Source organism: Mesorhizobium sp. L48C026A00, from assembly GCF_000502375.1.
Lineage (GTDB): Bacteria > Pseudomonadota > Alphaproteobacteria > Rhizobiales > Rhizobiaceae > Mesorhizobium > Mesorhizobium muleiense.
Map to the genome: position 1 here is coordinate 15,366 of NZ_AYWU01000014.1, position 19,990 is coordinate 35,355.

A 19,990-nucleotide genomic window follows, 5' to 3' on the forward strand; every position below is an offset into this window, starting at 1 on the left:
TCCGGTCAGCGGCTCCCAAGCTTTCGCACAGACGATAGACGTGCCGTTGAGTGCTGAAAAAACCGTTCGTAGCGACTCAGATTTCGACCAGATGGTCGTCGAGTTCGTTGCTGTCGCCGGAAGAAACCGGGAAATGCTCGGCCAGCACCGCAGCCGTCGCTTCGATCGCCTTGATGAAGCCGTCGGCGAGACGATCGTCGCGGGCATGCGCGGTAAGGTCGCGGACGACGCCGTCCCAGACATCCTGGCCGACGCGGCTGTCGATGCCGCTGTCGGCGATCACTTCGGCGTAGTGCTCGGCAATCGAAACGAACACCAGCACGCCGGTGCGCGCCGTGGTGCGGTGGACGTTGCGGGCGAGGAACTGCTTTATCGCATTGGCGTGCGCGGCCTGGTAACGCAGCCGTCTCGGCACCAGATGGATGCGCAAGCCGGGCAGCGCCCACAACAGCACAAGCACCGAGGCCATCGCCAGAAGCTGGGCAATGACGAAATGCGGCAAGCGGATCGACAGCCACCACGCTTCCAGCCCGTAACCGACGGCGAGGCTGACGACGAGCATCGCCAGCGTCGCCATGAAGGCGGCCGGAAAGAAATAGCCGTCGCTGGCATAGGCGACGACGCAGTAGATTTCGCCGTCGGTGTTTGATTCGGCGACGCGGATCGCTTTGGCGATGCGGTCATGATCCTCGGGGCTGATCGGTCGAGTTGCCATGTCGTGTCTCACCAGCTTCCTGAAGATCCGCCGCCACCGGACGAGCCGCCGCCGCCCGAAAAGCCGCCACCGCCTGAGCCTCCTCCGCCCGACGACCAGCCTCCCCCGCCGGACGACCAGCCGCCAGAAGATTGCCGGCCCGGCTCGAAGGTCATGCCCAGCCAGCGATAGCGGCCGGGGCCGAGTTTCCGGCCGAAGATCGGCGGCAGGATCGAGGCGGCGATGCTGCCGAAGAAGATGATCGCCCAGATGCTTATGAAGATCGCAAAGAACAGATCGTCGGTGTTGAATGGCGGCTGCTGGTTGCGGGTCCCGCGCGCTTCCAGCTCTTCCGGATTGCCTTCCNATCGTCGGTGTTGAATGGCGGCTGCTGGTTGCGGGTCCCGCGCGCTTCCAGCTCTTCCGGATTGCCTTCCAGCACCATGACCATGTCGTCGACGGCCTTCATTATGCCGCCGGAGAAATCGCCGGCGCGGAAGGCCGGCACCATGTCGTTTTCGATGATCAGCCTGGTGTGCAGGTCGGTAAGCGTGCCTTCCAGCGCGTAGCCGACCTCGATGCGCATCTTGCGGTCGTCTTTGGCGACCAGCAAAAGCACGCCATTGTCCTCGCCGGCCTGGCCGAGCTTCCAGGCGCGGAACAGCCGGTTGGCGTAGGGCTCGATTTCCTCGCCGTCGAGGCCAGGAAGCGTCGCGACGACGATCTGGTCAGAGCTCTTGGCCTCGAAATCCGCAAGCTTCCGGGTCAGCGCCGCTTCGGTTGCGGCGTCGATGATGCCGGCATTGTCGACGACCCGCCCGGTCAGGGCAGGCAATTCGGCGGAGAAAGCGGTGAGGGGGAGGAAGAGGGCTAAGTAGAGAAGGGCTAGAGCAACCGGCAGGAATGCAAGGCTTGCGTTCCGTCCCACCCCCCTTGAGGGGGAGATGTCCGGCAGGACAGAGGGGGGTGGGACGGAGTACAAGGTCAATGGAACTGCGCTCGCTAAGCGCCGATCACCCGCCCTGCTGCGTGCCAAAATCGACCTTCGGCGTCTGCATCTTGTCTTCCTCGATGGTGAAATTGGCGAATGGCTGATTGTCGCGGAACCACAAGGTCGCCCAAATCACCGACGGGAAGGTCCTCAACGTCAGGTTGTACTCGCGCACCGCCTCGATATAGTCGCGGCGGGCGACCGAGATGCGGTTCTCGGTGCCTTCGAGCTGCGCCTGCAGCGCCAGGAAATTCTGGTTGGCCTTGAGGTCGGGATAATTCTCCACCACTGCCAGCAACCGCGACAGCGCGCTGGTCAGGCCGGCTTGACTGTCCTGGAATCTCTTGACCGCTTCCGGATCGCTCAGCGTGTCGGGCGTCACCGTCACCTGCGTCGCCTTGGCGCGCGCCTCGACCACGGCATCGAGCGTATCCTTCTCATGCGCCGCATAGCCCTTGACCGTCTCGACCAGGTTGGGAATGAGATCGGCGCGGCGCTGGTACTGGTTCAGCACCTGGCTCCATGCGGCCTTGGCGTTTTCCTCCGCCGTCGGAATGGTGTTGTAGCCGCAGCCGGCCAGCAGCGGCAGCACGATCGCCATCATCAGCAAGGCTGGCAGGTTGCGGAAGACGAAAGGGGAGGAAAGGGCAGGCATGGAAAAATCCCTCAACAGACTGACGGGCGAAGCATTACCACAATCCGCGCGCAAGAACATGACCTCAACCTGGGGCGCTGCTGGTGCTTTGGCATTCACTGTCAGGCCCTGTAACTGGCCGGGCGAACAGGTTAAAGTCGCTGCGAAAACAGGGCATAGCCATGGCGGGACGCCAGGACAGCGACGACGAATCGCGCCGCATCATCGAGCGCGTGGCAAGTGAAACCGACCCGGCCTCGTCCGTAGCGCGGACCGCGAAGGGCGCGCGCGATCACGTCACTGCTGCAGACGCCGACCGGGCGGACCCGATCGAATATTGGGGCACGCGCATCGGCCGGGCGCTGGGGCTCATTGTCGGCATTGGCCTGTTGATCTGGCTCGTGCTTTTCATCATCCAGAGTTAGGAACCTCGTGAGCACCGAAGAATACGACGCGCCGCGCGCGGTTATCGTCATTTCCAGCCATGTCGCGCGCGGCTCGGTCGGCAACCGCGCCGCGGTCTTTGCGCTGGAGACGCTGGGCTTTCCGGTGTGGGCGGTGCCGACCGTCATCCTGCCCTGGCATCCGGGCCATGGACGGGCGACGCGCATCGTGCCGCCGCTCGATCAATTCAGGGCGCTGATGGCCGATCTCGAGCGCGCCCCGTGGCTCGGCGAGGTCGGCGCGGTGCTGTCCGGCTATCTCGGCGAAGGCGGCCAGGCCGACGCCGTCGCCTCGCTGGTCGGCGCGGTCAAGGCGAAGACGCCGGACGCCGTCTATATCTGCGACCCGGTGATGGGCGATTCGGGCGGGCTCTATGTGCCGGAGACGACCGCCATTGCCATGCGCGACCGGCTGATGCCGATTGCCGACATCGCCACGCCCAACCGCTACGAGCTGGAATGGATGGCGGGAGCGCCGCTGCCCGACCTCAAAGCGGTGATGGCGGCCGCCCTTCAGGCCGGGCCGTCGACCATGCTGGTCACTTCGGCGCCGGCGATGATGGCCGGCGGCACCGGCAATCTGCTGCTCAACGGCAACCAGGCGCTGCTCGCCGAGCATCGCCTCATCGACAAGCCGCCCAACGGGCTCGGCGACCTGACGGCGGCCGTCTATCTGGCGCGCATCCTGTCCGGCCAACCGGCGATCAAGGCACTGCAGTCGACCACGGCGGCGGTCTACGAGATCCTGGCGCGCACCGCCAAGCGCGGCGGCGACGAATTGCAGCTCGAAACCGATGCACAGAGCCTGTCGCACCCGATGGCGATGGTGCAGCTTCGCCATCTCCTGCATCCGGGGCGGGACAAAAGAGCGTGACCGTTGTCGGCGTCGACGGCTGCAGGGCCGGCTGGATCGCCGTTCGCCGCGATCCGGGCGCAGCTCCCTCGGCAGCCGTTTTTCCAAGCTTCGCAGCACTGCTCGACGCATTGCCGGCCGATGCGACCGTCGCCGTCGACATGCCGATTGGCCTGCCCGATGTTTCGCAAAAGGGCGGCCGCGGGCCCGAAGCTCTGGTGCGGCCGCTGCTTGGCAACAGGCAATCGAGTGTCTTCGCCATCCCCTCGCGTGCGGCGCTTTACGCGCATACGGACGGCTTCACCACGATCGACGCGTGGCATGCCGCGCATCGCCAGGCAAGCGAAGTGGCCAAGGCGACCTCCGATCCGCCGCGCGGCGTCTCGATCCAGGCTTTTGGCATCTTTGCCAAGATCCGCGAGATCGATGCCGTGTTGATCGCACGTCCCGAACTGCGCCGCCACGTCTTCGAATCGCATCCGGAAGTCGCCTTCTGCCGGCTGAACGACGACCAGGCGATGCGCCTGCCGAAGATGATCAAGGGCGCCGTCAACCCAGCCGGCATAGCGGAACGCAAGGCGCTGCTTTGCCGGCACGGTTATGTCAGGGGCTTTCTCGACCGGGCGCCGCCGCCAGGCGCTGCTGCCGACGACTTTCTCGACGCCGCAGCGATGATGCTGATAGCCGGCCGCATCGCCAGCGGCGAGGCAAGGCCGTTTCCGGATCCGCCGCTCGCCGACCGTTTTGGCATCCCTGTGGCGATCTGGGCGTGAATTTCGTTGCCCCGTCTATCGGCGAGACGATCGCATTGGCGAATGGCAACCACGTCCTTCGCGATTCGGCATTGCTCGCGACCGGCTTTTGCCGCTAGAGCCTTCCTGACCTAAAGAGCTGCCGCCTAACCCCGAAAGGCTCCAGACGCCGCCAATGCCTCATCTCCCTGACCATCTGCTCACCGGCTACCGCAATTTCATGAGTGGCCGCTATCTCGCCGAAAGCGGACGCTATCGCTCTCTTGCTCGCGAGGGCCAGGCCCCCGAAACGATGATCATTGCTTGCTGCGACTCCCGCGCGGCCCCCGAGGCGATCTTCGACGCTGGCCCCGGCGAACTCTTCGTGCTGCGCAATGTCGGCAATCTGGTGCCGCCCTATGCGCCCGACGACCAGTTCCACTCGACCTCGGCGGCGCTCGAGTTCGCCGTGCAGAGCCTCAAGGTCAAGAACATCGTGGTGATGGGCCATGGCCGCTGCGGCGGCATCCGCGCGGCACTCGACAGTACCGCCGCGCCGTTGTCGCCCGGCGACTTCATCGGCAAGTGGATGAGCCTGATTGCGCCGGCGGCCGAGACCGTTTCGTCCAGCACCTTCATGACGGCGACCGAGCGGCAGACCGCGCTCGAGCGCATTTCGATCCGCTATTCGATCGCCAATCTCAGGACCTTTCCCTGCGTCTCGATCCTGGAAGGCAAGGGACGGCTGTCGCTGCACGGCGCCTGGTTCGACATCTCGACCGGCGAACTCTGGGTGATGAACAAGGACACCGGCGACTTCGAGCGGCCGGAGATGACGTAGGAGGGTTGCATGGCATGCCGTTCGATCGCTTTGGCCGCAGCGGCGCTGCTGTTTTCAGTCATATCCGCCCGCGCCGACGACGGTGCGCTCATCGGCCGCTGGTATGCGGCGCTGCTGGTCGCCGATCGCACGGAACTGTCGGACCTGCTTGCCGACGACGTCCGGATAAAACTCGACGATCTCGGCGTCGTCCAGACCAAGCAGGAATTCATCGCCTCCATCGACGACTGGGAGGGCGCAGTCGCCGGGGCTGAAATCCGGCATCGGATCGAGAAGACCGAGGGCAGCGTCACCACTGTGATCGCCTGTTATGATTTCCCCAATAACGACGTGCTGATGCAGGAAACCTTCGCGATCGCCGACAACCGCATCACTGCCAGCTCGCAGGCGGCGATCGCAGAAGACTGCGATAGCTACTGACCAGCCGCGATATTGCGTGCGGCAAGCCGGCGCCTTACATCGGTGACGATCCGCCTCATCCCGCCACGCAGCGAAAGCCCCTCACTTACGAAAGATTGCCCATGCCGTCCGCCGTCGACCTCGCCGCCCATCCGCTGACCACCTGGCAAGGGCCGCTCGGCCTGCCCGATTTCACCCGCATCGGCGACGGCGATTTTTCCGGGGTTTTCGATGCGGCATTGACGGCGCACGAGGCCGAGATCGAGGCGATATCAGGCAATGCCGAGACCCCGACCATCGAGAACACGCTTGCGGCACTCGAGCTTGGCGGCGAGGCGCTCGACCATGTCTNGCAATGCCGAGACCCCGACCATCGAGAACACGCTTGCGGCACTCGAGCTTGGCGGCGAGGCGCTCGACCATGTCTCGTCGATCTTCTGGTGCCGGGCCGGCGCCCACACCAACGAGGCGATCCAGGCGCTGGAGCGCGACATCTCGCCAAAGATGTCGCGGCATTTCTCGGCGATCTCGATGAACGAGAGGCTGTTTGCCCGCATCGACGATCTCTACCAGCGCCGCGACGCCCTGAAGCTCGATGCCGAAACGCTGCGGGTGCTGGAAAAGACCTGGAAAAATTTCGTCCGTTCCGGCGCCAGGCTCAACGCCGAGGGCAAGAAACGGCTGGCGGCGATCAATGAGGAGCTGTCGTCGCTCGGCACGAATTTCGGCCAGAACCTGCTTGCCGACGAGCGCGACTGGGCGTTGTTCCTCGACGCGGCCGACCTTGCCGGCCTGCCGGAATTCCTGAAAAGCGCGATGGCCGAGGCCGCCGAGATGCGCGGCCAGAAGGGCCGCTATGCCGTCACCCTGTCGCGCTCGATCTACGAGCCGTTCTCGACCTTCTCCGATCGCCGCGACCTGCGCGAGATCGCCTTCCGCGCCTTCACCATGCGCGGCCAGAACGGCGGCGCCACCGACAACACCACCGTGGTGCGCGATATGCTGCGACTGCGCGCCGAAAAGGCGAAGCTGCTCGGCTACGCTTCCTATGCCGCGCTGAAGCTCGACGACACCATGGCAAAGACGCCGGAGGCGGTGCATAAGCTGCTCGATCCGGTCTGGGAAAAGGCGCTGGAAAAGGCGGAAAGCGATCAGATCGAGTTGCAGCGGCTGGGGGCCGAGGCCGGCAGCAACGAAGAATTCGCTGCCTGGGACTGGCGCTTCTATCAGGAGAAGCTGCGCGCCGAGAAATTCGCCTTCGACGAGGCCGAGCTGAAGCCCTATCTGCAGCTCGACCGCATCATCGACGCCTGTTTCGACGTGGCGACAAAATTGTTCGGCATCAGCTTCGAGGAGAAGCAAGGCATTGCCACCTGGCATCCGGACGCGCGCGTTTTCATCGTCAGGAATGCCGACGGCAGCGAGCGCGGGCTGTTCCTGGCCGACTATTTCGCGCGGCCCTCAAAGCGCTCCGGCGCCTGGATGAGCGCGCTGAAGTCCGGCTACAAGCTTGGCGATGGCTCCAGGCCGGTGATCTACAACATCATGAATTTCGCCAAGCCGCCGGAGGGCGAGGCAGCGCTTTTGTCGGTCGATGAGGCCAAAACCCTGTTCCACGAATTCGGTCATGCGCTGCATGGCATGCTGACCGAGGTCACCTGGCCGTCGGTCGCGGGCACCTCGGTCAGCCGCGATTTCGTCGAGCTGCCCTCGCAACTCTACGAGCACTGGCTGACGGTGCCGGCGGTGCTGGAAAAGCATGCGCTGCACGTGAAGACCGGCAAACCGATGCCGAAGGCGCTGGTCGACAAGATGCGGGCGGCGCGCACCTTCGGCGCCGGCTTCGCCACGGTCGAGTTCACCGCCTCAGCACTGGTCGACATGGCCTACCACGCACGGCCGGACGCGCCGGACGAGCCGCTTCGTTTCGAAGCCGAAACGCTCGAGAGGCTCAACATGCCCGACACCATCGCCATGCGCCACCGCACCCCGCATTTCGGCCACATCTTTGCCGGCGACGGCTATTCGGCCGGCTACTATTCCTACATGTGGTCGGAGGTCCTCGACGCCGACGCCTTCGCCGCCTTCGAGGAGACGGGCGACCTGTTCAATCCGGCGCTGGCCGAGCGGCTCAGGAAAAACATCTATGCCGCCGGCGGTTCCAAGGACCCGGAAGAGCTCTACACCGCCTTCCGCGGCAAGATGCCGTCGCCCGAAGCGATGATGGCCAAGCGCGGGCTGGTGTAGAGCGAGGGCCAACGGAGGACCAATCGCCAACCTCGGTGGACCGGCGATGTCGGATCAAAGCATCTCGCAGCAGGCCATCTTAACGCGGGGCGCTTGGGCCGCCACCCAACGCCTCGACGGCTTTCGCCAGCGCCGCCGGATCGCCTGATATGCGCAGCGTCTTCAGCCGGGCCGTGCCGCCGGCGATGACCGAGACGGCCGATCGCGGCACGCCCAGCGCCTTGGCGACCAGCCGTTCGAGCGCCTGGTTGGCGGCGCCGTTTTCCGGCACGGCACGGACGCGGGCCTTCAGATGGCTTCGCCCGTCTGCCGAGATCTCGATGCCTTCGAGCCTGTCCATCGCCGCTTTCGGCGTCAGCCGGACGAACAGGTCGACGCCATCGTTGCGCGGGCGAAACGGCCCGGTCATGGAACCGCCGTCAGACGACCAGCGGCGCCACCGTGGTGAGCAGGAACTGCCGCAGGAAGAACAGGATCAAAAGCAGGATGATCGGCGAAATATCGATGCCGCCGAGATCGGGCAGGAAGCGGCGGATCGGCCGCAGCGCCGGCTCGGTCAGCCGGAACAGCATGTTGCTGACGCTATCGACGAACTGGTTGCGCGAGTTGACGACGTTGAAGGCGTAGAGCCAGGAGAAAATCGCCGAAGCGATGATGATCCACCAATAAATGTCAAGCGCCAGGACAATGGTCTGAATGAGGGCTATCATGCCGGTCTCCGATTGTTGCCGACATGTAGCCATTGCAGGCGGAGGCGGCAAGAGCCAGCTTCGCGGCACGGCAGGCCGGTGGCTGGCCGCCCGGCTTTTGGGCAAAACGCCGTCTTGACAGGAAACCGCCGCGCCCGATAAATGCGCCAATTCCGCTGGACGGGGCTGTAGCTCAGCTGGGAGAGCGCGTCGTTCGCAATGACGAGGTCAGGAGTTCGATCCTCCTCAGCTCCACCAGCGGAAATTTACTCCAGTAAAATCAAGAAGATAGCTGTAGCGGCGCACCCCGAACGCGCTCTGGCGGGCTTTGAGCTTGGGGCTTTTAAACCTGGCCATCAAGCCATTCTCGCAGATCGGGGTCCTCGTGACCTTCAGGGATAGGCGGTCTCGTTCTGACGTACCAGATCACGCCAAATCCAACTGCCGCCCACGCGCCAGCAACCACGAATGTGATGATGTCAGTCACTTCAAACCCCTAAGCCCGACACATCATTAGCTCGACCGAAATCGCCCCACAAGAGCAGAATCAGGTCGTTGCGGGAGTGGGCTGGTGCCTAGCCAAGGGAAATCCTGCTGTTGTCAGACGCCTAACTAAATCCAGCCGTTCCGCACGGCTGTCACAGCCGCTCACGATGGCCTGCTCTGCGACGATCCGATGGCATTCGTCAGACAGGTTTGCGCATTGCCGGCGGCGACACGGTTGAAGCGGCCTGCACAATCGGCATAGTAGGCCCGGTCGTGAACCACGGGAGGGCCACATGAAGCTCGGATTGCTCACCGCACCGTTTGCCGACACCCCGCTTGGCGAGGTCGCCGACTGGGCAAGTTCTGCCGGCTTCGAGGCGCTGGAGATCGCCTGCTGGCCGAAATCCTCAGGCGCAGCCCGGCGCTATGCCGGCACCAGCCATATCGACGCCGCCTCGACCTCGACCTCGCAGGCCAAGGAAATCGCCGCCGCACTGGCGGAAGAGAACCTGTCGATCTCCGGCCTCGGCTTTTATCCCAATCCGCTGCATCCCGATGCCGCCCACCGCAAGGCCGTCGTCGATCATTTGAAGAAGGTGATCGTGCTGGCGAGCCATATGGGCGTGCCTGTCGTCAACACCTTCTGCGGCGGCGACGCCTCAAAAACCATCGACGCCAACTGGCAAGAGGCACTCAAACTGTGGCCCGATATCATCGCCCATGCGCGCGACAACGGCGTCAAGCTGGCTTTTGAGAACTGCCCGATGATCTTCAGCTACGACGAATGGCCGGGCGGCCACAACATCGCCTATTCGCCCTATATCTGGCGCCGCATCCTCGAGGCATGGGGCGGCGACGTCGGCATGAACTTCGACCCGTCGCATCTGGTCTGGCAGATGATCGACCAGGCCCGCTTCATCAGGGAATTCGGCCCGTACATGCTGCATGTCCATGCCAAGGACCTGATGATCGATCATGATGGCCTTTACGAGCGCGGTATCCTCTCGGCCGGCATGGGCTGGCAGGTGCCGCGCATGCCGGGGCTTGGCGATGTCGACTGGAATGTGATCTTCTCCGGCCTCTACCGCGCCGGCTACGACGGAGCCATCATCATCGAACACGAGGACCGGCGCTTTGAGGGAAGCGACGACGACGTCAAGCGCGGCTTTCTGCTCGCCCGCGACGTGCTGCGCCCCTTCGTGAAATGAGGCCCCTTTTCGAACTGAACTGAAAACAAGGTGGAGGAAGACTGAAATGAAAAAATATCTGGCAATGGTCCCGCTGCTTGCCGGCGCGGCGTTTCTGGCTTCGGTGGACATCTCGTCCGCTGAAGCCAAATACACGATCGGCGTCTCCAACACGGTGCAGGGCAATGGCTGGCGCGAGGAGATGATCTGCGCCATCAAGGCGCAGGCGCTTGCCTCCGGCGAGGTCACCAAGCTCAACATCGCCCATCGCAACACCGACGCCGCCGGCCAGCTCGAGGATATCCGCAACCTGATCAGCGCNCACCAAGCTCAACATCGCCCATCGCAACACCGACGCCGCCGGCCAGCTCGAGGATATCCGCAACCTGATCAGCGCCAAGGTCAACGCCATCGTCGTCAACCCGGCCGATCCCGCCGGCATCAAGTCAGCGCTTGAGGAAGCCACCAAGGCCGGCATCGTCGTCGTCGCCGTCGACCAGGCGGTCACCGAGCCTTCGGCCTACATCATCTCCAACAACCAGGAACAGTATGCCTATCTCGGCGCCAAATGGCTGTTCCAGCAGATCGGCGGCAAGGGCGACGTCGTCTATATGCGTGGCGCCGCCGGCGCCTCGGCCGACAGCGACCGCGACAAGGGTTTTAAGAAGGCGCTTGCCGAATTCCCCGACGTCAAGGTCGTGCATGAGGTCTTCACCGGCTGGCAGCAGGACCAGGGCAAGCAGCAGATCCTCGACTTCATCGCCACCGGATCGCCGTTCAACGGCATCTGGACCTCGGGCATCGACAATGTGATCGTCGATGCGCTGGTCGAGTCGCAGACGCCGCTGGTGCCGGTGGTCGGCGCCGACAATGCCGGCTTCGTCGGCCAGCTGAACTCGGTCGAAGGCCTTGTCGGCGCGGCGGTGACCAATCCTGGTTCGATCGGCGGCGCTGGCGTGACCCTGGCCCTGCAGATCCTGAACGGCAAGAAGCCGGCGGAGCAGACCGTTCTCGTCGAGCCGCAGCTGTGGGAGAACGCCACCGAAGAGGGCAACGCCAAACTGAAGGGCGTCGCCGATCCGTCGCTGAGCCCGGAATGGCCGGTCTCGATCTCCATTCCGGAATGGACCACCTACACCAAGGAGCAGATCATCGCCTGCAAGGGCCCTGGCGAGTAATCGCTGCCGCGCTTCTGCCTTCTCCCCTTGTGGGAGAAGGTGGATCGGCGCGCAGCGCCGAGACGGATGAGGGGTGCTGGAAGGAATGAGAAGTTGGTGTTCCCTGGAACACCTCTCATCCGACCTCGCTTCGCGAGGCCACCTTCTCCCACAAGGGGAGAAGGCAGGATCGCCATTTTAGACAACTTGCAACGAGAGCAACGCGATTTTGACCACCAACCCGCTCCTGGATGCCACCGGCGTCGTCAAGACTTACGGCGCAGTGGTGGCGCTGCGCAACGCGTCGCTGTCAGTTCTGCCGGGTGAGGTTCACGCGCTGATGGGCGCCAACGGCGCCGGCAAATCGACGCTGGTCAAAATCCTCACCGGCGCCATCCGCGCCGATGCCGGACGTATCCTGATCCGCGGCGAGACGCGCGACGTGCGCTCGCCCGCCGATGCGCGCCGCGCCGGCCTGCTTCCCGTCTACCAGGAACCGTCGCTCATCCCCGATCTCGACGTCGCCTCCAACCTTCGCCTGACCGACACGCCGGTCGAGCCGTTCCGCGCTTGGGTGCGCGAACTCGGCATTCCCGACCTCGACATCCGCGACATCGCGCGCGACATCCCGCTGGCCGTGCTGCGCGTGCTCGATCTGGCGCGCGCGCTGGCGGTCGAGCCCGACGTTTTGCTGCTCGACGAGATGACCGCAGCACTGCCGGCGAACCTGGCCGAAAAGGTGCTTGAGGTCGTTCGCCGCCAGGGCGACAGCGGCCGATCGGTGATCTTCATTTCCCACCGTTTTGTCGAGATATCGGCGCTTTGCGACCGCGCCACCGTGCTTCGCGACGGCGAGACCGTCGGCGTCGTCGACATCGAGCCGGGCGTCGAGGAGCGCATCGTCGAGATGATGCTCGGCGCCAAGGTCGAAAAGACGCGCGTGGCGGCGCGCCAGGCGAGCCAGGCCGCTTCGCCTGGGGACAGCCGTCCGCGCCTCGGTGTGGCGAACCTTCGTGTCGGCACCAAGCTCAACGACGTCTCGTTCGACCTGGCGAATGGCGAGGTCGCTGGCGTCGTCGCGCTCGAGGGCCAAGGCCAGGACGAGCTGTTCGCCGCGCTCGCCGGCTCGATCCGCCCGTCCGGCGGCACGATCGAGCTGGACGGGCAGCCGGTGAAATTCGCGCATCCGGCCGATGCGATCCGCGCTGGCATCGCCTATGTGCCCGGCGACCGCACCGAAGCGCTGACCATGCAGCGCTCGGTGCGCGAAAACATCGCGCTCCCGTTCAGCGCCGCCTTGCGCAACTGGGGGCCGATCAACATGGCGCAGGAACGCTCCAGGGTCGTCAGCGCGATCGAGCGTCTGCAGATCGACACCCGCGCCCAGCGCGAGGTGCAGCGGCTGTCCGGCGGCAACCAGCAGAAGGTGACGATCGCCCGCTGGATCGCCGCCGAGGCACAGACCATCCTCTGCTTCGACCCGACGCGCGGCATCGATGTCGGCACCAAGCAGGAGATTTATAAGCTGCTGCGCGAACTCGCCGACCAGGGCAAGTCGGTGCTGTTCTATACATCCGAGCTCGAGGAGGTGCAGCGTGTCTGCGATCGCGTCATCGTCATCTTTGGCGGGCGTGTCGTCGATGTCTTCCCCGTCGAACTCGCCGACGAACCGGCACTGATGCGCGCCGCCTACGGCTTGCCGCGCGGCGCCAAGGTGGACGTCGGCATCCTTGCCGACATCCACTCGAGCCCGGTGGCGAAACCTTGACCCGCCTCGTCCGCCGTCAGGGCTGGGTCGCCGGCCTGCTTGTCCTGTTCGCAGTCCTGCTGGTGATCACCAGGCTCATCCAGCCGGGCTATGGCAGCGGCGATTTCGGCTCGCTGGTGCGCGCGGTGCTGCCTTACGCCTTTGCCGTGGCCGCCCAGACGATTGTCGTCATCGCCGGCGGCATCGATCTTTCCGTCGGCGCGATGATGGCGCTGACCAGCGTCACCGCCGCCTCGATGATGGACGGCGCCAGCGAGGAATACGCGCTTTTTGTCGTTCCGTTCGTGCTGGCGATGGGGCTGGTGCTGGGCGCCGTCAACGGCATGCTGATCGTCGTCACTCGCGTGCCCGATATCGTCGTCACGCTGGCCACCCTGTTCGTCCTGCAGGGCGCGGCGCTGTTGGTCCTCGGCGCGCCCGGCGGCGCGGTCGCCGAATGGCTGCGGGCGACCATCGTCGGCACCGTCGCGATCCCGGGCTTGCCAGAAATCTCTGCCTGGATACCGAAGGCGCTGGTGCTTCTTGTCGTCTGCCTGTGCATCATCTGGATACCGCTCAAGCGATCAAAACTCGGCCTGTCGATCTACGCCATCGGCAGCAGCGAGCTCGCCGCATTTCGCAGCGGCGTGCCGGTCGCGCGCACCAGGATCATCGCCTATGCCCTGTCGGGGCTTTTCGCTGCCATGGGCGGGCTGGCGCTGACCATGAGCACAGGCATCGGCGCCCCTATTCCCGGCCCCTATCTTCTCGCCAGCGTGGCGGCGGTGGTGCTCGGCGGCGTCGCGCTTGGCGGCGGCAAGGGCGGCCTGCTCGGCCCGATCGTCGCCGTCTTCGTGCTGCGGCTGGTGCGCACCGACCTGACGCTCTTGGCCATCGATCCCAACGTCACCGCAATCATCGAGGGCGCGATCATGGTCGCCGTCGTCATGTTCGGCGCCTTTATTACGAGGAGGGGGCGGCAATGATGAGCAATGGCGCAAGGCTGGTTTACGGAGTCGGCGATCCACGGCGCCCCCCTCTGTCCTGCCGGACATCTCCCCCACTTGGGGGGAGATTGGACGGCGCCACGGCTTTCGCCAATTGTCGACGTTGCAAGAATGAGCGAGGCGCCGAAGCTGCCAATCTCCCCACCCGTGGGGGAGATTTCCGGCAGGACAGAGGGGGGCGCCGTAGAACGCTATCCTCTCCCGGCATCGCGCCACCCCAATCGCGAGCAACCTCATGAGCACAACCGCGATCCAACCCGTCCCCTTCGGCCGCCGCCTCAAGCGCTTCATGGCGGACCGGCCGCTGATCCCGCTGATCATCCTGCTGGTCATCCTGGTGGTGGTCCTGCAGATCCTGCGCCCCGGCATCGTCAACGAGCGCTGGCTCGCCAACACCGTCAAATTCGCCATTCCGCTGGCAATTCTGGCCGGATGCCAGACCATGACCATGTTGACCGGCGGCATCGATCTGTCGGTCGGAACCGTGGCGACGATGAGCGCCTTCATCATGGCGACGCAGGTCGTCAACCATGACCCGGCGGTGGCGATCCTGATCGCCTTGGTGCCGGCGGTGCTGATTGGGCTGGTCAACGGCATCGGCGTCGGCGTGTTTCGCGTGCACCCACTGATCATGACGCTTGGCACCAGCCTGATCGGCACCGGCTGCCTGCAGGTCTATCAGCGCACCGTCATCGCTTCGGGCGCCAAGATACCGCCCTTCCTGGCCTGGTTGGGCACTGGCCTCACCTATGGCGTGCCCAACGCGCTGCTGCTGTTCGTGCCCATCGCCGTCCTCATCGTCTTCACCTTGAACCGCACCGGCTTTGGCCGCCTGCTTTACGCAGTCGGCGACAATGAAGGGGCGGCACGCCTGTCCGGCGTCCGCTACTGGCAGGTCATCACAGCGCTCTACGTCATCTCCAGCGTGCTCGCCGGCATCACCGGGCTGCTCTATATAGGCCTGATCAAGGCGCCGTCGCTGTCGCTGGCCGAGCCGCTGGTGCTGCCTTCGGTAGCGGCCGCGGTGATCGGCGGAACCTCGATCTTCGGCGGCCGCGGCGGCTACACCGGCACGATCATCGGGGCGCTGATCCTCACCGTGCTGACGACCCTGCTGACCATCCTGCAAATGCCGGAAGGCGCGCGGCGGATACTGTTCGGGCTGATCGTGCTGTTCGTGACGGCGGCGTATTTGCGGATTATTGAGGATCGGTAGGGGTGGAGGCTGGAGCCGGGGGGCTGCTTTTGACCGAAGCAGACTCTCGCAAACGCAGCCGTGCATGACAGCTTTGCGCGCTGTCGCATTAGATTAGATGCAGTGTCGAACCTTACGAATGTCGGCACGGTTTTGGCGATGGCCTAAGCGCGGAAAGCAGGGCGGCAGGCGGCACAAACCGCCGAAACCTCCGGCGGAAGTCCGTCACCCAAAATCATAGCCACCACGGCCCTGGCCGCATGGATACCCTACGCCGCCTGAACGATCTCGACCAGTTCAACGTCGAACACCAGATCCTTTCCGGCCAACGGATGATTGCCGTCGAGCTTGACGCTGGCGTCGTCGACGCCGACGACCGTCACCTGCATGGGGAGCCCTTCGGGGGTTCTGGCCTGCAGTCGAGTACCGATATCGATGTTGATGTTGTCCGGCACCCTCGCGCGGTCGACGGTCATGACCGCTTCGGGACGGTGGGGGCCATAGGCGGCATCGGCGGGAACGGTGACGGTGCTTTTCGCGCCGACCTCCATGCCCTCGACATGGGTCTCAAGGCCGGGGATCACTTGCCCTTCACCGAGCTTGAATTGCAGCGGTTCGCTGCCGGAAGAATCGAATTGAGTGCCGTCGGCTAGACGTCCAGTATAATTGACGCGCACGGTGTCGCCATTCTTGGCCTGTGTCATGGCAGTCATCCTTTGGGATTTTTGAGGGACCGGCCAGAGTTCACGGTCCCGTTTTCGATCATCCACGCACTAAGGTGCGCGGCGCGAAACTCTAAAACTAGGGGCTTGGCTGCCGATGTAAACCCAGAATGCCAATTCAGCCACCTGCGTAAAGACAAGTCGCGGAGGCCGACTCGGATCTGTTCGCCAAGGATCTGGGGCGCGCATTTTCGAGCATGTCGTGGCGACAGAGATTGCGAAGACTCTGATCGGCCACCCACCCCGCGGTTTTTGGCGTTTGCTGATGTTGAGCGACGTCAGCTTTCGCCCAAGCGCATCAACCTTCAACAGCCAAGCTCCCCTGCTCCGCCTCCCCCGCATTAGGATCCCCCGGCGCCGTCGCCGGTCACCTGGCTCGTTCCAGCCGCGCAAGCCATGGCGAGTCGCTATGGCATCGTGCACGGAAGACGCCACCGCCTTTACGGCAAGTTCGTGATCAATTGAATGACGCTCTGCCATTGCGGCCCTCATCCTGAAACGCAACTTGCCTTTAGGCAAAACCACGGCCGCAATTCTTTTGCAACTACAGCTTGAGATATGCTTGGTCGATTGATGATCGAGGAGGGGAGCCACTACACTACTTGATCCTGCAGGAAACTGATCGACTATGGAGTAAGATCACTTCCGCCAGAGGCAGCTCTTCTGGGTGCTTTTGAGTTTGCTTCTATGCAACTTTGAACCGCGAAGGCCCGCCCTCAGCCGGCTCCCAGATATGTTTCAGCAATGCCGATGCTAGTCGACGTCGCGTCGGCACGCTCCTAGCTGGCCCAGGCGTAGAAGACGGCGAACAGCAGAAGCCACACCGCATCGACAAAATGCCAGTACCAGGATGCCGCCGTCGAGATGAAGCCGGCGCCGCCGGCTGAGCGCGCGCGGATCACCCGATATGCGGCGATCGACAGCAACAAGATGCCGACAACGACGTGCAGGCCGTGGAAGCCAGTCGTAAGGAAGAAGATCGAGGGATAGACACCGTCGCGGAATCCCACCGAGGCGAGGCTGAATTCCCGAAGCTGGAGGCCGACGAACACGCCGCCGAGCGCGATCGCCACGGTAAGCCCGATAGCCGAAAGCTGCCATCGCTCTTTCAGAAGCCAGTCGTGCGCCGCTGCGACGCAGACCCCCGACGCGACGAGGATCACTGTGTTGAGAAGCGGGCCGCCCCAAGGGTCGTCGGGGCGCATCGGCGTAGGTGGCCATGAGCTGAACCCCGCGACCTCCGGATAGATCGCGTATCGTAGGTAGGCGGCGAACAAGGCGGCGAAGAACGCTACCTCGGACGCGATTAAGGCGATGATCGCGATCCTCGGGCCAAAGGTGTTTTGCGGACCATTCGCACGCTCACCACTCGTCGCCCGCGACCACGCTGTCAGAGCGATGAACAATGGCAGAAGCCCCACCGCGATCACGAGCGGACCGAGTACCGCGATGCTGCCTGCCAGCGTGCCGAACAGCGACGGGTGGAAGAGCGCGAGACCGGCGCACGCTAGCAGGAACAGCGAGACAGCAATCGCGACAGGCCATCGGCCATCCGTGCCGCCGACCTCGGTGACAGTCTTGCTCACGCGCCTGCCTCCGCGCCCGCCGTGCCACGCGCACGCGCCATCTCGGGATCGTCATCCCATTCATGCGTGAGAGCCGGACCCCACACATCGCGCGGGGCCAGCGCGCCACGCCGCAGCGAGACCGCAAGCATCACCAGGAACAGCAGCGTGGAGGCGAGCGCGAGCACAGCGCCGAGCGACGCAATCATATTCCAGCCCAAGAAACCGTCCGGATAATCCGCGATGCGCCGTGGCATTCCTGCCAGTCCGAGGAAATGCATCGGGAAAAACAGAACGTTGGTGCCGATGAAGAAGCACCAGAAATGCAGCCGTCCAACCCACTCCGGGAACATGCGTCCGGTCATGCGCGGAAACCAGTAATAGAAGCCGGCGAAGATCGCATAGGTCGCGCCGAGGCTCAGCACATAGTGGAAATGCGCGACGACGTAGTAGGTGTTGTGCAGCACTTGATCCGCGCCGGCATTGGCAAGCACGATCCCCGTCGTGCCGCCGACCGTGAACATGATGATGAAGCCCAGCGCCCACAGCATCGGCACGGTGAGGCGGATCGACCCGCCCCACATAGTGGCAATCCAGGCGAACACCTTGATGCCGGTCGGCACCGCGATCACCATCGAGGCCAGCGTGAAGAAGGCACGCGGCGCGAAGCCGCCACCGACGGTGAACATATGGTGCGCCCAGACGATGAAACCCAGCGCCGCAATTGATGCCATCGCCAGCACCATACCGGGATAACCGAAAATCGGGCGACCTGAGAACCGCGAGACGATCTGACTGATGATGCCGAAGGCCGGCAGGATCATGATGTAGACCTCCGGATGGCCGAAGAACCAGAAGAGGTTCATGAACAGCATCGGGTCTCCGCCGCCGGCTGGATCGAAAAAGGCGCCGCCGAAATTGCGGTCGGCAAGCAGCATCGCCAGCGCGGCAGCCAGCACCGGCATGGCGAGAAGCAGCATGAGCGACGAAATCAGGATCGACCAAACGAACAGCGGCATGCCGAACAGCGGCAAGCGATCCTCGCGCATGTTGAGGATGGTAGTGACGAAATTGATCGCGCTGATCACGGAAGAAATGCCGGCCAAGTGCAGCGCGAGGATCGTCATGTCGACCGATGGTCCGGGCTGGCCGTCTATGCCCGACAGCGGCGGATAGAGGCTCCAGCCGGTACCCGTTCCGTCGCCGACCAGCAGCGACCCGATCAGCATGATCAAGGACAGCGGCAGCAACCAGAAGCCGAGACTGTTCAGTCCCGGAAAGGCCATGTCGCGCGCACCGATCATCAGCGGGACGAACCAGTTGCCGAAGCCGCCGATCAACGCCGGCATCACCATGTAGAAGATCATGATCAGGCCATGCGCGGTGATCAGCGCGTTCCAGGACTGGCCGTTGACGACATAGTCCATGCCCGGCTGCGCCAGTTCGAGCCGCATGTAGCCCGAGATCGCGCCGCCCAGCGTCCCCGCCATGATCGCGAATCCGAGATAAAGCGTGCCGATCGCCTTATGGTCGGTGGTGAACAGCCAAGCCGCAATCGACCGGCACGCGCGCCTATGTTCGGTGGCGCTCATTTCGCCACCTGCGCTGATATAGTCGCGGCGCTGACCACCGGATATCGCGTTGCAGCGTCCCGCACCCAGGCGTCGAAATCAGGCTGCGCCATGGCCTCGATCGCGATCGGCATGAAGGAGTGATTCAGACCGCAGATCTGGTTGCACTGCCCGTAATAGACGCCCGGCTTCTCGACGCGTGTCCAGGTTTCGTTGAGGCGCCCGGGCATGGCGTAAATCTGTAGGCCCAGTGCCGGCATGAAGAAGGAGTGCACGACGTCCGACGATGTCACCTGAATGCGCACGACAGCGCCGACCGGGACAACCATGCGATTGTCGACCGCTAGCAGACGCGGTTCACCGGCCGGAACGGAGGCCGGCGGCAACATGATGGAATCGTATGCGAAGCCGCCATTGTCGGGATAGGAATAACGCCAGAACCACTGATGGCCGCTGGCCTTTATCGTCAACTGTGCGTCGGGAATATCGCTCTCATAGGCGAGCAGCTGGAGCGACGGGGCGGCGATCGCGCCCAGCACCAGCACCGGCGCGATCGTCCAGCCGAATTCCAGCCAGGGCATGCGCGTGACTTTTGACGCCGTGGGGTGCCGGCTCGCCCGGAAGCGCAAGAGCGCGAAACCGATCAGCATGGCGACGAGCGCGACGATGCAGACGCCGATCAGCAATATGTGGTCGTGCAGCGCAACGATCCGCTCCTTCGTCTCCGAGGCTGAGACGCCGAAACTTGTCTGCCAGTTCGCCGGCGCCTGCGCCAAGCCGTGCCGTGCGTCGAGTATCATTGCGGAGACAAAAAAGAGGAAAACAGTGCCC

18 protein-coding genes, 1 tRNA gene and 2 pseudogenes are annotated in these 19,990 nt (G+C 64.0%); 12 read left to right on the plus strand and 9 right to left on the minus strand.

Annotated features, from left to right (window positions below; genetic code table 11):
• Positions 1 to 76: 76 nt before the first annotated feature.
• The 3 genes and pseudogenes from X738_RS63710 to X738_RS63720 form a co-directional block, all read right to left on the minus strand.
• Positions 77 to 715 (minus strand): TPM domain-containing protein, encoded by a 639-nt coding sequence (locus X738_RS63710; RefSeq protein WP_023800480.1) that lies wholly within the window; start codon positions 713 to 715, stop codon positions 77 to 79.
• Positions 716 to 723: 8 nt separating this feature from the next.
• Positions 724 to 1,640: pseudogene (locus tag X738_RS63715) on the minus strand (TPM domain-containing protein).
• 67 nt (positions 1,641 to 1,707) lie between these two features.
• Positions 1,708 to 2,340 carry a LemA family protein gene (locus tag X738_RS63720; RefSeq protein WP_023800481.1) on the minus strand — a complete coding sequence of 211 codons (633 nt, stop codon included), beginning with the start codon at positions 2,338 to 2,340 and terminating at the stop codon, positions 1,708 to 1,710.
• Positions 2,341 to 2,501: 161 nt separating this feature from the next.
• Between X738_RS63720 and X738_RS63725 the strand changes: the two genes are divergently transcribed.
• From X738_RS63725 to X738_RS63750, 6 genes and pseudogenes are all read left to right on the plus strand, one after another.
• The gene (locus tag X738_RS63725) at positions 2,502 to 2,744 is read left to right on the plus strand and encodes a hypothetical protein (RefSeq protein ID WP_023800482.1); all 243 of its coding nucleotides are present in this window, start codon (positions 2,502 to 2,504) and stop codon (positions 2,742 to 2,744) included.
• Between the two features lie 7 nt (positions 2,745 to 2,751).
• Complete coding sequence (gene pdxY, locus X738_RS63730) at positions 2,752 to 3,636, plus strand: pyridoxal kinase PdxY (protein ID WP_023800483.1); 885 nt, start codon at positions 2,752 to 2,754, stop codon at positions 3,634 to 3,636.
• Positions 3,633 to 4,388: a DUF429 domain-containing protein gene (locus tag X738_RS63735; RefSeq protein WP_023800484.1), complete on the plus strand. Its 756-nt coding sequence runs from the start codon at positions 3,633 to 3,635 to the stop codon at positions 4,386 to 4,388. Before pdxY ends, X738_RS63735 begins: the two co-directional genes overlap by 4 nt.
• Before the next feature lie 154 nt (positions 4,389 to 4,542).
• Entirely contained in the window at positions 4,543 to 5,187 is a 645-nt protein-coding gene (locus X738_RS63740) for a carbonic anhydrase (protein ID WP_023800486.1), read from the plus strand.
• A gap of 9 nt (positions 5,188 to 5,196) precedes the next feature.
• A complete protein-coding gene (locus X738_RS63745; protein ID WP_023800487.1) occupies positions 5,197 to 5,607 on the plus strand; it encodes a hypothetical protein in 411 nt (136 codons plus the stop codon).
• 95 nt (positions 5,608 to 5,702) lie between these two features.
• Positions 5,703 to 7,833 (plus strand): annotated as a pseudogene (locus X738_RS63750) (M3 family metallopeptidase).
• 79 nt (positions 7,834 to 7,912) lie between these two features.
• Here the strand turns inward: X738_RS63750 and X738_RS63755 are convergent.
• Positions 7,913 to 8,242 (minus strand): DUF167 domain-containing protein, encoded by a 330-nt coding sequence (locus X738_RS63755; RefSeq protein WP_023800488.1) that lies wholly within the window; start codon positions 8,240 to 8,242, stop codon positions 7,913 to 7,915.
• A 10-nt stretch (positions 8,243 to 8,252) separates the two neighbouring features.
• Positions 8,253 to 8,543: a YggT family protein gene (locus X738_RS63760; RefSeq protein WP_023800489.1), complete on the minus strand. Its 291-nt coding sequence runs from the start codon at positions 8,541 to 8,543 to the stop codon at positions 8,253 to 8,255.
• 161 nt (positions 8,544 to 8,704) lie between these two features.
• On the opposite strand from X738_RS63760, the gene X738_RS63765 reads away from it, so the two are divergent.
• The 6 genes from X738_RS63765 to X738_RS63790 all read left to right on the plus strand — a co-directional run bounded on the left by X738_RS63765 (position 8,705) and on the right by X738_RS63790 (position 15,322).
• Positions 8,705 to 8,780 (plus strand) — tRNA-Ala (locus tag X738_RS63765).
• A 521-nt stretch (positions 8,781 to 9,301) separates the two neighbouring features.
• Positions 9,302 to 10,216: a sugar phosphate isomerase/epimerase family protein gene (locus tag X738_RS63770; RefSeq protein ID WP_023800490.1), complete on the plus strand. Its 915-nt coding sequence runs from the start codon at positions 9,302 to 9,304 to the stop codon at positions 10,214 to 10,216.
• 368 nt (positions 10,217 to 10,584) lie between these two features.
• A complete protein-coding gene (locus X738_RS63775; protein ID WP_245277725.1) occupies positions 10,585 to 11,373 on the plus strand; it encodes a substrate-binding domain-containing protein in 789 nt (262 codons plus the stop codon).
• Between the two features lie 208 nt (positions 11,374 to 11,581).
• On the plus strand, positions 11,582 to 13,120 hold the full coding sequence (locus X738_RS63780) for a sugar ABC transporter ATP-binding protein (protein ID WP_023800491.1): 1,539 nt from the start codon (positions 11,582 to 11,584) through the stop codon (positions 13,118 to 13,120).
• Positions 13,117 to 14,085 (plus strand): ABC transporter permease, encoded by a 969-nt coding sequence (locus X738_RS63785; RefSeq protein WP_023800492.1) that lies wholly within the window; start codon positions 13,117 to 13,119, stop codon positions 14,083 to 14,085. Before X738_RS63780 ends, X738_RS63785 begins: the two co-directional genes overlap by 4 nt.
• 256 nt (positions 14,086 to 14,341) lie before the next feature.
• Positions 14,342 to 15,322, plus strand: coding sequence for an ABC transporter permease (locus tag X738_RS63790; RefSeq protein WP_023800493.1), 981 nt, complete (start codon positions 14,342 to 14,344; stop codon positions 15,320 to 15,322).
• Positions 15,323 to 15,570: 248 nt separating this feature from the next.
• On the opposite strand, the gene X738_RS63795 is transcribed toward X738_RS63790, so the two are convergent.
• The 4 genes from X738_RS63795 to coxB all read right to left on the minus strand — a co-directional run bounded on the left by X738_RS63795 (position 15,571) and on the right by coxB (position 19,959).
• Positions 15,571 to 16,005 (minus strand): FKBP-type peptidyl-prolyl cis-trans isomerase, encoded by a 435-nt coding sequence (locus X738_RS63795; RefSeq protein ID WP_023800494.1) that lies wholly within the window; start codon positions 16,003 to 16,005, stop codon positions 15,571 to 15,573.
• A gap of 797 nt (positions 16,006 to 16,802) precedes the next feature.
• Positions 16,803 to 17,609 (minus strand): cytochrome c oxidase subunit 3, encoded by an 807-nt coding sequence (locus X738_RS63800; RefSeq protein WP_051407868.1) that lies wholly within the window; start codon positions 17,607 to 17,609, stop codon positions 16,803 to 16,805.
• Positions 17,606 to 19,180 carry a cytochrome c oxidase subunit I gene (locus X738_RS63805; protein WP_023800496.1) on the minus strand — a complete coding sequence of 525 codons (1,575 nt, stop codon included), beginning with the start codon at positions 19,178 to 19,180 and terminating at the stop codon, positions 17,606 to 17,608. Before X738_RS63805 ends, X738_RS63800 begins: the two co-directional genes overlap by 4 nt.
• Positions 19,177 to 19,959, minus strand: a complete 783-nt coding sequence (gene coxB, locus X738_RS63810; RefSeq protein WP_051407869.1) for a cytochrome c oxidase subunit II — start codon at positions 19,957 to 19,959, stop codon at positions 19,177 to 19,179. Before coxB ends, X738_RS63805 begins: the two co-directional genes overlap by 4 nt.
• Positions 19,960 to 19,990: the final 31 nt, after the last annotated feature.